This window comes from Kitasatospora griseola (assembly GCF_014648555.1).
Lineage (GTDB): Bacteria > Actinomycetota > Actinomycetes > Streptomycetales > Streptomycetaceae > Kitasatospora > Kitasatospora griseola.
Genome location: NZ_BMRI01000024.1, coordinates 53,483 through 65,463, shown reverse-complemented (window position 1 = coordinate 65,463; position 11,981 = coordinate 53,483). Strand labels below are relative to the sequence as shown.

Genomic DNA, 11,981 nt, shown 5'->3' with positions numbered 1-11,981 from the left:
CACCGGTAGGACAACTCCCGCCTAGCGTGGACCTCATGACCGACGACGCCACCGTTCCCGCCCCTGCCCAGCGCCTCGCCCTCGCCAAGGCCGCCCCCGAGTTCCACCGCAACCTGATCGCCCTCGACCGCCTCGCCCGGACCGGCCTCGGCGACCCGGTCGTCGCCGAACTGGTCAACCTGCGCGCCTCCCAGCTCAACGGCTGCGCGTTCTGCCTCGACGCCCACTCCCGCGACGCCCGCAAGAACGGCGAGTCCGAGCACCGCCTCCACACGCTGGCCGCCTGGCGCGAGACGCCCTTCTTCACCCCGCGGGAACGCGCCGCGCTGGCCCTCACCGAGGCCGTCACCCTGGTCGCCTCCACGCACGTCCCGGACGAGGTCTTCGACGAGGCCGCGAAGCACTTCTCCGAGACCGAACTCGCCCACCTGATCGGCGTCATCACCACCATCAACGCCCTCAACCGCGTGGGCGTCTCGACCCGGATGTCGCCTGCGGCAAGGTGACCGCCCCCGTCGGTGCGCCCGCCTGCGTTTCGCACACGAGTGCGTTTCGCGCGATGGTGGGTGGTGAGGTGAGTGCGATGGCCGAGATCGCCTTGCAGGTCGATGTCGCGGCGTCCCGGGAGCGGTTGCTGGCGGCGTTGGACACCCGGGTGGGGTTGACGTCGTGGTGGAGCACAGGGATCGACCGGGACGGGGAGGATCTGCTGGTCACGGTGCCGGGTGCGCCGGAGCCGCTCCGGCTCCGGCGTGAGCGGGCGGACCTGGACCGGGTGGGGTGGCGCAGTGTCGGGATGTATCCGCCGACCTGGCAGGGCACCACGGTGACGTGGGACCTGTTCGACCATCCGGACGGGTCGCGGCGCACGCTGTTGCTGCTGCGCCACCTCGGGTGGGGCCCGGACACGGTGGCGTCGGTTCCGGCGACGGCGGGCGGTTGGGCGGAGGCGATCGTCCGGTTGAAGGACTACGCGCAGAGCGGGCGTCCGCAGCCGCTGTTCGTGCCGGACGGCCACTCGCACCCGGGGGTGCACGCGGCGGCGGACTGATCGCGACGCGCCGTTTCGGGCGATGACCGGCATGGAGCGGCGGCGACGGGTGAGACTGGCTGCATGTTGGGACTTCCGGACCGCATCAACGCCTTCCTGTTCGACCTGGACGGGGTGCTGACCCAGACCGCGAAGGTGCACGCAGCCGCGTGGAAGGACATGTTCGACGCTTTCCTGCGGTCGGAGGCGGAGCGCACCGGCGCTCCGTTCGTCGCGTTCGACCCGGTCGAGGACTACGACCGGTACGTGGACGGCCGGCCGCGGTTGGACGGCACCCGGCAGTTCCTGGCCTCGCGCGGCATCGAACTGCCGGAGGGCGCCTCGCAGGACCCGCCGGGGTCGCGGACGGTGAACGGGCTGTCGGCCGCGAAGAACGACACCGTGCTGCGGATGATCCGCGAGCAGGGCGTGCAGCCGTACCGGGGTTCGGTGGCGTACCTGCAGCGGCTGCGGGAGTTGGGGCTGCCGCGGGCGGTGGTCTCGTCCAGTGCGAACTGTCGGGACGTGCTGAAGGCCGCCGGGATCGACGGGATGTTCGACGTGGTGGTGGACGGGATCACCGCGGCCCGTGACCACCTGGCGGGCAAGCCCGCGCCGGACACCTTCCTGGCCGCGGCGGAGCAGCTGGGGGTGGCCCCGGAGCACGCGGCGGTGTTCGAGGACGCGCTGGCGGGCGTCGCGGCCGGCCGGGCCGGCGGGTTCGGCACGGTGGTCGGGGTGAACCGCACCGGGCAGGCCGCGGCGTTGCGGGAGCACGGCGCGGACGTGGTGGTCGACGACCTGTCGGAGCTGCTCGGGGAGCGCGGATGAGCCCGTCCGAGGCGTTCACCGTCGATCCGTGGGGCATCAGCGAACACGGGCTGGACCTGCCCGGGCAGGCCCGTGCGGAGTCGGTGTTCGCGCTGTCCAACGGCCACATCGGGCTGCGCGGCAACCTGGACGAGGGCGAGCCGCACGGCCTGCCCGGCACCTACCTGAACGGCGTGTTCGAGCTGCGTCCGCTGCCGTACGCGGAGAGCGGCTACGGCTTCCCGGAGTCCGGGCAGAGCGTCATCAACGTCACCAACGGCAAGCTGATCCGGCTGCTGGTCGACGACGAGCCGTTCGACCTGCGGTACGGCGAGCTGCGCAGCCACCGGCGCAGCCTGGACTTCCGGGACGGCATCCTGCGCCGGGAGGCCGAGTGGACCTCGCCGGCCGGGCGGACGGTGCGGGTCAGCTCCCGGCGGATGGTGTCGCTGACCCAGCGGGCGGTGTGCGCGATCGACTACACCGTGGAGGCCGTGGACGGCCCGGTGCGGATCGTGCTGCAGTCGGAGCTGGTCGCCAACGAGCAGCTGCCGGGCGGCGGGGACGGCGATCCGCGGGCCGCGGCCGTGCTGGAGGCGCCGTTGGCGTCGGAGCTGCGGCACGCGGAGGGCACGAAGGGCGTGCTGGTGCACCGCACCCGGTTCTCGGGGCTGCGGGTCGCCGCGGGGATCGACCACGCGATCGACGGCCCGGAGCGGATCGACACCGCCGCCGAGGCCTCGGACGACCAGGCCCGGCTCACCGTCACCACGGTGCTGAAGTCCGGCCAGAAGCTGCGCCTGGTGAAGTTCGTGGCGTACGGCTGGTCGGCGACCCGGTCGCTGCCCGCCGTCCGCGACCAGGTGGAGGCGGCGCTGACCGCCGCCCGCTACACCGGCTGGGACGGGCTGGTGGCCGAGCAGAAGGAGTTCCTCGGCCGGTTCTGGGGCGACAACGACGTCGAGATCGAGGGTGACGTCGAACTCCAGCAGGCCGTCCGGTTCGCGCTGTTCCACGTGCTGCAGGCGGGCGCCCGCAGCGAGGAACGGGCCATCCCCGCCAAGGGGTTGACCGGGCCGGGCTACGACGGGCACTCGTTCTGGGACACCGAGACCTTCGTGCTGCCGGTGCTGACCTACTGCCTGCCCGAGGCGGTCAAGCAGGCGCTGCGCTGGCGGCACACCACGCTGCCGATGGCCCGCGAGCGAGCGGCCCAACTCGGCCTGGCGGGCGCGGTGTTCCCGTGGCGGACGATCCGCGGCGAGGAGTGCTCCGGGTACTGGCCGGCCGGCACGGCCGCGTTCCACATCGGCGCGGACATCGCGGCCGCGGTGGTCCGCTACGTGCGGGCCACCGGCGACACCGAGTTCGAGCGCACGCACGGCCTGGAGCTGCTGGTGGAGACCGCCCGGATGTGGCGTTCGCTGGGCCACCACGACGCCAAGGGCAACTTCCGGATCGAGGGCGTCACCGGCCCCGACGAGTACAGCGCGGTCGCCGACAACAACGTCTTCACCAACGTGATGGCACAGTCCAACCTGTGGAACGCCGCCGACACCGCGCTGAAGCACCTGAACGAGGCGTCGCTGCTCGGGGTGGACACCGAGGAGGCCGCCGCCTGGCGCGACGCCGCCGACAAGATGTTCATCCCGTACGACGAGCAGCTCGGCGTGCACCCGCAGGCGGACGGCTTCACCGACCACCAGATGTGGGACTTCGACGCCACCCCGCCCGAGAAGTACCCGCTGCTGCTGCACTACCCGTACTTCGACCTGTACCGGAAGCAGGTCGTCAAACAGGCCGACCTGGTGCTCGCCATGCAGGTCCGCGGCGACCTCTTCACCCCCGAGCAGAAGGCCCGCAACTTCGCCTACTACGAGCGCCTGACGGTCCGCGACTCCTCGCTGTCCGCCTGCACCCAGGCCGTGATCGCCGCCGAGGTCGGCCAACTCGACCTGGCCTACGACTACACCGCCGAAGCCGCCCTGATGGACCTGCACGACCTCGGCGGCAACACCCGCGACGGCCTGCACATGGCCTCGCTGGCCGGCGCCTGCATCGCCCTGGTGACCGGCTTCGGCGGCCTGCGCGACGCGGGCGAACAGCTCGCGTTCCGGCCCCGGCTGCCCGCCGGGCTGCAACGGCTGTGCTTCTCGATGTCCGTGCACGAGCACCTGCTGCGGGTCGACATCACCCACGCCGCCACCACCTACACGCTGCGCCGCGGCAGCGTGCTGACGATCCTGCACGACGGGGTGCCGCTGCGCGTCGAGGTCGGCAAGTCCGTCAGCCGGCCCACCGCGAAGGTCAGCGCCCCCGCGGATCGGCCCGGCCAGCCGCCCGGCCGCGAACCGGCCCGCCGGCACAGCCAGGCCGGCGTCCAGGTCGGCGGCGTCGACCATCTACCGGCCGAGTGACCGGACGCATAAATCGCTGACTCCGCGTCAACACTCTCTGTACGAACCGTGACCGGTCGTGCAGGGAGCTCCACGCGCGCCACCGGTCCGCCGTCCCGACCGGAGGCCCGTCCGTGCGCACCTTCGCCCTCACCACCGCCGCAGCCCTGCTCACCACCCTCACCGCCGCCGCCCCCACGCACGCCGACACCCACCACCACGCCGCCCGCTGGGTGCGCAGCTGCGCCCGCCCCACCGCCGCCGACACCGCCGCCTGCAACGCCCTGCGGGTCGTCAGGCCGGCCTCCGACCAGGGCGGCTACGGCCCCGCCGACCTGCTCGACGCGTACGGGCTGCCCGCCGACGGCGGCGAGGGCGCCACCATCGCCGTCGTCGACGCCTACGACGACCCGAACGCCGAGGCCGACCTCGGCGTCTACCGCAGCCACTACGGCCTGCCGTCCTGCACCACCGACAGCGGCTGCTTCCGCAAGACCGACCAGCGCGGCGGCAGCCGCCTCCCGCGCACGGACAGCGCGTGGGCCGGCGAGACGGCGCTCGACCTCGCCATGGTGTCCGCGATCGCTCCGCGCGCCCACCTGATCCTCGTCGAGGCCGACAGCGCCGGCATGTCCGACCTCGGCACCGCCGTCAACACCGCCGTCGGGCTCGGCGCCAAGTTCGTCTCGATCAGCTGGGGCGGGCCCGAGAGCGTCAACTCCGCGACGTACGACAGCCGTTACTTCGACCACCCCGGGGTGGCCATCGCCGTCGCCTCCGGGGACGGCGGCTACGGCGTGATCTTCCCGGCCTCCTCGCCGCACGTCACGGCCGTCGGCGGGACCTCCCTCCGCACCGACGTCTCGCTGCGCGGCTGGACCGAGAACGTCTGGTCGACCACCTCCTCCGAAGGCACCGGCAGCGGCTGCTCCGCCAGGCTCGCCAAGCCCACCTGGCAGAAGGACACCGGCTGCACCCGCCGCACCGTCGCCGACGTGGCCGCCGTCGCCGACCCCGAGACCGGCGTCGCCGTCTACCAGAGCTTCGGCGGCTCCGGCTGGTACACCTACGGCGGCACCTCCGCGGCCGCCCCCATCATCACCGCCGCCTACGCCCTCGCGGGCGCCCCGCCCGCCGGCAGCAACCCCGCGAGCTTCCCGTACGCCCACTCGGCCGCGCTCAACGACGTGGTCACCGGATCCACCTCCACCTGCCGCCCGGCCTACCTCTGCACGGCGGGCCCGGGCTACGACGGGCCCACGGGGCTGGGCACCCCGAACGGGGTAGGGGCGTTCCGGAACTAGCCGGGCGACCGACGGCGAAGTCGGGGAGAGCACCATCAGGGACGCGTGGGGGCGCCCGGGTGTGCTCTCCCTGTTCTCGTGCCCCTCAGCCGGCTACCCGTCCTCGCGCCACTCCGTGCTGAGCACTCCCATCTGGACCTGGTCGTGCCAGCTGCCCGCGCGGAAAACGGCCTCGCGGCGGCGGCCCTCCTCGGTGAAGCCGGCGCGGCGGTAGGCGGCGAGGGCGCGGGTGTTGTAGCCGTTGACGGTGAGTTCGATGCGGTGGAGGCCGAGCTCCTCGAAGCCGTAGCGGATGGTGGTGCGCAGGACGTCGGTGCCGAGGCCGCGGTCCTGGTGGGGCGGGCCGATGATGATGGCGAGGGTGGCGCAGCGGTCCTTGGGGGTGGCGCCGTAGAGGGTGACGTGGCCGGCCAGGTCCTCGGAGTCGAGGGTTTCGACGGAGAGGCCGAGGTCGGTGCCGGTGTTCTGGCTCCAGGCGCGGAACATGTCGGCGAGGCGGCCGTCCGGCTGGGGGTGGACGGGGCCGGTGACCTGCTGGATGGCGAGGCCGGGTTCGCGCCACCAGGCGGCGAGTCGGGGGAGGTCGCTCTCGCGGAGTTCTCTGAGCCGGACGAGTCTGCCGGTGAGTGGATCGTGGGTGATGGCCATGGCGAACTCCAGCGCGGGGGACGAACGGTGGGGCTGTTCCATCCTTCCAGCGGGCGGGCCTTGGGGAGCTGTCCGCTACCGGACAGGAATCTTTTCGGGGGCTGGATGAAACATCCTGGCCGTGCCGGGTCGTCATAGGGCGGACTCGGCGGAGGGAGAGGAAACGTGGCCACAGCTCGACGGCGGGCGGCCCTGGAGGAGGAGTTCGTCGCGTTCGCGACGGCCCGGTCCGGGCAGCTCTACCGCTCGGCGTACTTCCTCACCGGCGGTGACTCGCACCTGTCCGAGGATCTGGTGCAGGAGACGCTCGGTCAGATGTACACCCAGTGGCACCGGCTGCACCGGCCGAGCTGGGCGGGGCGGATCGACAATCCGGCCGGGTACGCGCAGACCGTGCTGGTGCGGGCGTACCTGACGCATCAGCGACGGCGCAGCAGCAGTGAGCGGCCGAGCGAGGTGCTGCCGGAGGTGGCCGCGCAGTCGCCGGACTCGGCCCTGCGGCTGGCGCTGGTCGACGCGCTGGGCCAACTGCCGCCGCGGGACCGGGCGGTGGTGGTGCTGCGGTACTGGGAGGACCGCAGCGTGGAGGAGACCGCGGCCATGGTGAAGGACAGTTCGGCGGCGGTGCGCACCCGGTCTTCGAGGGCGCTGGCCAAGTTGCGGACCTTGCTGGGCGGGGAACTGGCGGAGCTGGTGGCGCGGTGAGCGGGGCGTACGGGGAGCACGGGGAGCTCGGTCGAGGGAGTGGTGAAGTGAACGGCGGGGACGGGGAGTTCGAGGTGCAGTTGGAGGCGGCCTTCGGGCAGGCGGGGGGCGGTCCGGGGCCGGAGGTGACGGCGCGGCTGGTGGACGGCGGGTTGGCGATCGGCCGGCGGCGCAAGCGGGCCCGGCGGCGGGCGGTGCTGGCGGCGAGTGCGCTGACCGCGGCCGTGGTGGTCGGGGCGGGGATGCTGACGGTGCCCCACGGGGTGCCGGGGACGCGGTCGAACGCGATCGACATGGCCGATTCGACATCGCCGCCGCATGCACAGCCGGTGGACAAGGGCGTGACGATCCTGCTGATGGGGCTGGGGCCCGGCATCGACACGCTGGGCGGGCCGGTGCCCACCGATCCGTTGCTGCGCCACCAGGACATCCCCGACACGCTGATCCTGGTGCACATCCCGCCGGACGGCGGTGAGGTCCGGCAGCTGTCGATCCCCCGGGATCTGTTGGCGCCGGACGGGCGCAGCTGGGACGGCCCGGTCAACGGGGTGTACCCGAAGGCGGAGGCCGCCGAGCTGGACCGGCTGCGCGGGCAGAACCTGTCCGACGACGAGCTGCGCCGGCGCGCCCGGGAGGCCGGGCGGGCCGCGCTGATCACGGCTGTGACGCGGCTCGCGGAGCTGCCGGTGGACCACTTCGCCGAGATCTCGATGGCCGGCTTCGTCCGGGCGGTGGAGGCCCTCGGCGGAGTGCCGGTCTGCCTGAACGAGGCGGTGAAGGACGCCTGGAGCGGGATCCGGCTGCCCGCCGGGAAGCAGGAGGTGGGTCCGGCGCAGGCGCTGGCGTTCGTCCGGCAGCGGCACGGCATCGGCGACGGCTCGGACGTACAGCGGACCACCCGGGCCCAGGCGCTCCTGGCGGGGGTGCTGACGAAGCTGCGCACCGGCGGGGTGCTGACGGATCCGGCGAAGCTGTCGGCGCTGTACGGCGCGTTCTCCGACCAGTTGGTGACCGACAAGGGGTGGAGCCCGGTGGACTTCGTCCGCCAGGTGCCGGCGCTGGCGGCCGGCCGGGGCACCGCATCGACGCTGCCGATCGCGTTCGAGGGGAATCGCGTGCGCACCGTGGACGGGGCGGCCAAGCAGATCCTGCTGGGCAACGGGCCGGTGGCGCCGGTCCCGTCGAGCACCTCCGCGGAGACCGGGGAGGTGTACTCCGGGAACGCCGGCCAGGCGCCGGTGAAGCTGGACGGGGTGCCCTGCGTGGACTGACGCCGGGTCAGGCAATGGCCGTCCACCGCCAGGGCCGGGGCCCGTGTTCGCCGCGCAGACAGGCCACCCGGTAGTGGGCCTGGGCGGTGTGCCGGGCCGGGTCGGCGGCAGCCTGCTGCAACGCGTAGCAGGCGACCCGCAGTTCGCGGACGGCGCGGAACACGGGGTAGCCGGGCCACTCGGTGACGTCCGCGCCGTAGGCGGCGCAGAAGGCGGCGTAGCCGGGGGCTGCGAGGGTGCCGAAGGTGTCGTGGGCGACGGCGGTGGAGGTGAGGTCCCAGGCGGGCGGGCCGAGGGCGGTGCGTTCGAAGTCCAGCAGGTGGGCGGCGGTGGCGGTGACGGCGAGGTTGCCGCCCCAGGCGTCGCCGTGCACCACGGTGGGCGGTGCGGTCGGGGCGCCGAGTTCGGCCCAGGCGGTGCGGAGTTCGGCGAGCCGGCCGTGCAGCCAGCCGCGCTGCGGGGCGTCGAGGGTGGCGGCGCCGTCGATCCGGGCGGGGAGCCGGACGAACGGGTCAATGGCGCCCAACTCGGCGTCGGGCGGCGGCAGTCGGTGCAGCCGGCGGAGGACCGCGGCCAGTTCGGGGGCGGTGGCGTGCCGGTGCGGGGGCAGCTCGTGCCAGAAGGTGACGGGGCGGCCGCGGACCAGGATCGGGCCGGGCGGTTCGTCGAGCGGGCGCACGGCCGGGACGCGGTGCTCGCGCAGCCACCTGGCGACGGTTAACTCGCGGGCGGCGACGGCGCCCTGGCCGGTCCGGCCGATCCGGGCGACGACCCTGCCGGGCAGTCGCCACAGGGTGTTCTCGCCGGCCCGGATCAGCCGGGCGCCGGCGCTCGGGCGGCCGGCGGCGGCGCAGGCCTCGGCCAGCAGTCCGGCGGGTTCTCGGCAGTCCACGTCTCGGGCCCGTTCCACTCGGTGTGCCGGGCCGCGACCGGCGGGGTGCGGCGCGTCGGGGTGCCGGGTGGGCGCCCAGGCCAGTGTCCACCCTGCCTACGTGGGGCGGGACTTCGGGGCCGCGCGGCCCGGCCGGCCGGCCGTCCCTCGCTGATGGTCCAGACCACCCTTGCCTTTGGTCCAGACCTATTGACGGGCTCTGCCAGCGCTTTTACGATCCGGTCGGCACAGCCCCACATGTCCCCCACCTCACCCAGAGCCTGGCGTCACGCCCCCACGCAGCATGGCCACACCCATGCCCATGGCGCTCGGCGGGAAGGGAGCACCACATGTTCCGTCGGAGCCCGCGCACGTCACGCCCGCAACAGGCGGGCGTGGAACGCGCAGTGCAGGTGATGCGGCCCGAACCCGGCCCGAGCGTTCTCAAGCGCTCCCTCGCCGGGGTGTGCGCGGCCGCCGTGGTCGGCGCCGGCCTCGCCGTGGCCGGCTCGGTCACGGCCGCCGCCGACACCACGAACCTGGTGGCCAACTCCGGCTTCGAGAACGGCCTTTCCGGCTGGACCTGTTCCGGCGCCACGGTCGTCGGCAGCCCCGTCCACTCGGGCAGCTCCGCGCTCCAGGCCACCCCGAGCGGCCAGGACACCGCCCAGTGCAGCCAGACCATCAGCGTGCAGCCCAACTCCCAGTACACGCTGAGCGCGTACGTCCAGGGCAGCTACGTCTACCTGGGCGCCACCGGCACCGGGCTGACCACCTCCCCGTCCACCTGGACGGCCGGCAACGCCTCGTACGGTCAGCTCAGCGTCGGCTTCACCACCGGCGCGAGCACCACCTCCGTCACCATCTGGGTGCACGGCTGGTACGGGCAGCCCGCCTACTACGCGGACGACTTCACGCTCTCCGGCCCCGGCGGCAGCAGCCCGTCGCCGAGCACCAGCCCGTCCGGCAGCCCGTCGTCGAGCCCCTCGGCCAGCCCGTCGAGCAGCCCGTCCGGCAGCGCCTCGTCGAGCCCCTCGGGCAGCGCCTCGTCGAGCCCCTCGGGCAGCACCTCGGCCAGCCCGTCGTCCAGCTCGACCTCGGGTGACGCGACCTGCCCGACCAAGCCCAAGCCGGCCGGCAAGGTGCTGCAGGGCTACTGGGAGAACTGGGACGGCGCATCCAACGGCGTGCACCCGGGCATGGGGTGGACCCCGATCACGGACAGCCGGATGGCGCAGCACGGCTACAACGTCATCAACGCCGCGTTCCCGGTGATCCTGTCGGACGGCACCGTGCTGTGGCAGGACGGCATGGACAGCGGCGTCAAGGTCTCCACCCCGGCCGAGATGTGCCAGGCCAAGGCGGCCGGCGCGACCATCCTGATGTCGATCGGCGGCGCCGCCGCGGGCATCGACCTGAGCTCCAGCGCGGTGGCCGACCGGTTCGTGGCGACCGTCGTGCCGATCCTGAAGAAGTACAACTTCGACGGCATCGACATCGACATCGAGACCGGCCTGTCCGGCAGCGGCAGCATCGGCACGCTGTCCCCCTCGCAGTCCAACCTGATCCGCATCATCGACGGCGTACTGGCCCAGATGCCGGCCGGCTTCGGCCTGACGATGGCCCCGGAGACCGCTTACGTGACCGGCGGCAGCGTCACCTACGGCTCGATCTGGGGCTCCTACCTGCCGATCATCAAGAAGTACATCGACAACGGCCGACTGTGGTGGCTGAACATGCAGTACTACAACGGCTCGATGTACGGCTGCTCCGGCGACTCCTACTCGGCCGGCACCGTCCAGGGCTTCACCGCCCAGACCACCTGCCTGAACAACGGTCTGAACATCCAGGGCACCACCATCAAGGTCCCGTACGACAAGCAGGTCCCGGGCCTGCCGGCCCAGCCCGGCGCGGGCGGCGGCTACATGGCGCCCAGCCTGGTCAACCAGTCCTGGAGCGCCTTCAACGGCCAGCTGAAGGGCCTGATGGACTGGTCGATCAACTGGGACGGCTCGAAGGGCTGGAGCTTCGGCGACAACGTCAAGGCACTGCAGGGCCGCTGACGCACCACCGTGACGCCTGTCCACAGGGCTGTGGACAGTGAACCGGGCAGGGCCCCGGGAGCGCAGGCCGCTCCCGGGGCCCTGTCGTCGCTGTGCCCGAATTCGCCCGATGCCTGGCCTGGTCGGTTTATGACATGGCATGAATCGACCAGCACGAAATTGTTCGAGCACCTAGTGGCGGGGCCGAAGATAGGAGTATGTATCTGGTGCATGCGCGACTACGCTCGCCGGTCGGTCGAAATTCCCCTCCCGACCTGGCGGAATTGATCCGTTCCCACGCGGAGGACCGGGACGCGCTGGAGCACGTGAGCGTCCACCCGGCCGGATCCGGCGAGGTCACCGTGGGGGTGTTCAGTCTGGCGGTCACCCTGCTGGAGGCGGAGGAGCGGGCGGCCCGACTGGTGCGGCGGGCCGTGGACAAGGAGCCCGCACTGGCCGGCTGGGGCGTGCTGGCGGTAGGCGCCGCACTGGTTCCCGGGCCCTGGTGGGGCTTCGAGTAGCCGCCGCGTGGACGGCTTAGGACAGTGCATGTTCCGTCCAGCCGCCCACTGTTCCCACGGTGGCGCAGGTGGAGCACAGTAGTGGTGTCGGCAGCGGCGAGGACGCCGACCGAAACCCCGGGAAAGCGATTCCGGGGAAATTCCACCACTTTCGAGGAGAATTTCCGTGCTGGTCACCCGTGTCTCCAAGTTGGTCGCTCTCTCGGTCGCCGCAATCGCCGCACTGGCCTTTTCCGCGGCGTCGGTGGAATACTCCGGAAATGTCGCCGACGGCACCGGCGCCGGCCAGGTCGTGCCGGTCGCGACGGCCACTCCGAGCCCGGTCGTCTCCCCGAACGGCGACGTCACCTGGGGCGGCTGAGCCCCACGCACGACGACCGCAC

Annotated in this window: 12 protein-coding genes; 10 read left to right on the top strand and 2 right to left on the bottom strand. The window is 72.7% G+C overall.

Annotation, left to right across the window (positions count from 1 at the left end):
• Window positions 1-35: 35 nt before the first annotated feature.
• The 5 genes from IEZ12_RS25755 to IEZ12_RS25735 all read left to right on the top strand — a co-directional run bounded on the left by IEZ12_RS25755 (window position 36) and on the right by IEZ12_RS25735 (window position 5,540).
• Window positions 36-506, top strand: a complete 471-nt coding sequence (locus tag IEZ12_RS25755; RefSeq protein WP_189275130.1) for a carboxymuconolactone decarboxylase family protein — start codon at window positions 36-38, stop codon at window positions 504-506.
• 77 nt (window positions 507-583) lie between these two features.
• Entirely contained in the window at window positions 584-1,051 is a 468-nt protein-coding gene (locus IEZ12_RS25750) for an SRPBCC domain-containing protein (RefSeq protein WP_189275128.1), read from the top strand.
• 63 nt (window positions 1,052-1,114) lie between these two features.
• Complete coding sequence (locus IEZ12_RS25745; RefSeq protein WP_189275126.1) at window positions 1,115-1,861, top strand: HAD family hydrolase; 747 nt, start codon at window positions 1,115-1,117, stop codon at window positions 1,859-1,861.
• Window positions 1,858-4,257, top strand: a complete 2,400-nt coding sequence (locus tag IEZ12_RS25740) for a glycoside hydrolase family 65 protein (protein ID WP_189275124.1) — start codon at window positions 1,858-1,860, stop codon at window positions 4,255-4,257. The genes IEZ12_RS25745 and IEZ12_RS25740 overlap by 4 nt, the downstream gene beginning before the upstream one ends.
• 113 nt (window positions 4,258-4,370) lie before the next feature.
• Complete coding sequence (locus IEZ12_RS25735) at window positions 4,371-5,540, top strand: S53 family peptidase (protein WP_189275122.1); 1,170 nt, start codon at window positions 4,371-4,373, stop codon at window positions 5,538-5,540.
• Window positions 5,541-5,633: 93 nt separating this feature from the next.
• On the opposite strand, the gene IEZ12_RS25730 is transcribed toward IEZ12_RS25735, so the two are convergent.
• Complete coding sequence (locus IEZ12_RS25730; protein WP_229847984.1) at window positions 5,634-6,230, bottom strand: GNAT family N-acetyltransferase; 597 nt, start codon at window positions 6,228-6,230, stop codon at window positions 5,634-5,636.
• Between the two features lie 123 nt (window positions 6,231-6,353).
• On the opposite strand from IEZ12_RS25730, the gene IEZ12_RS25725 reads away from it, so the two are divergent.
• Together IEZ12_RS25725 and IEZ12_RS40420 are read left to right on the top strand one after the other, a co-directional pair.
• Entirely contained in the window at window positions 6,354-6,893 is a 540-nt protein-coding gene (locus IEZ12_RS25725) for a SigE family RNA polymerase sigma factor (RefSeq protein ID WP_229847982.1), read from the top strand.
• Window positions 6,894-6,940: 47 nt separating this feature from the next.
• Window positions 6,941-8,164, top strand: a complete 1,224-nt coding sequence (locus IEZ12_RS40420; RefSeq protein WP_189275120.1) for an LCP family protein — start codon at window positions 6,941-6,943, stop codon at window positions 8,162-8,164.
• A gap of 7 nt (window positions 8,165-8,171) precedes the next feature.
• On the opposite strand, the gene IEZ12_RS25715 is transcribed toward IEZ12_RS40420, so the two are convergent.
• The gene (locus tag IEZ12_RS25715) at window positions 8,172-9,056 is read right to left on the bottom strand and encodes a phosphotransferase enzyme family protein (protein ID WP_189275118.1); all 885 of its coding nucleotides are present in this window, start codon (window positions 9,054-9,056) and stop codon (window positions 8,172-8,174) included.
• Window positions 9,057-9,385: 329 nt separating this feature from the next.
• On the opposite strand from IEZ12_RS25715, the gene IEZ12_RS40670 reads away from it, so the two are divergent.
• The 3 genes from IEZ12_RS40670 to IEZ12_RS25700 all read left to right on the top strand — a co-directional run bounded on the left by IEZ12_RS40670 (window position 9,386) and on the right by IEZ12_RS25700 (window position 11,959).
• Window positions 9,386-11,098 carry a carbohydrate binding domain-containing protein gene (locus IEZ12_RS40670; protein WP_373295528.1) on the top strand — a complete coding sequence of 571 codons (1,713 nt, stop codon included), beginning with the start codon at window positions 9,386-9,388 and terminating at the stop codon, window positions 11,096-11,098.
• A 263-nt stretch (window positions 11,099-11,361) separates the two neighbouring features.
• The gene (locus IEZ12_RS25705) at window positions 11,362-11,598 is read left to right on the top strand and encodes a hypothetical protein (protein WP_189275116.1); all 237 of its coding nucleotides are present in this window, start codon (window positions 11,362-11,364) and stop codon (window positions 11,596-11,598) included.
• Window positions 11,599-11,764: 166 nt separating this feature from the next.
• Window positions 11,765-11,959: a hypothetical protein gene (locus IEZ12_RS25700; RefSeq protein WP_100588951.1), complete on the top strand. Its 195-nt coding sequence runs from the start codon at window positions 11,765-11,767 to the stop codon at window positions 11,957-11,959.
• The last annotated feature ends 22 nt before the right edge of the window (window positions 11,960-11,981 follow it).

Coding starts and splice junctions, on each gene's coding strand:
- IEZ12_RS25730 (WP_229847984.1), bottom strand. CDS start 6,230: ATGGAACAGCCCCACCGTTCGTCCCCCGCGCTGGAGTTCGCCATGGCC.
- IEZ12_RS25750 (WP_189275128.1), top strand. CDS start 584: ATGGCCGAGATCGCCTTGCAGGTCGATGTCGCGGCGTCCCGGGAGCGG.
- IEZ12_RS25740 (WP_189275124.1), top strand. CDS start 1,858: ATGAGCCCGTCCGAGGCGTTCACCGTCGATCCGTGGGGCATCAGCGAA.
- IEZ12_RS25745 (WP_189275126.1), top strand. CDS start 1,115: ATGTTGGGACTTCCGGACCGCATCAACGCCTTCCTGTTCGACCTGGAC.
- IEZ12_RS25755 (WP_189275130.1), top strand. CDS start 36: ATGACCGACGACGCCACCGTTCCCGCCCCTGCCCAGCGCCTCGCCCTC.
- IEZ12_RS40670 (WP_373295528.1), top strand. CDS start 9,386: ATGTTCCGTCGGAGCCCGCGCACGTCACGCCCGCAACAGGCGGGCGTG.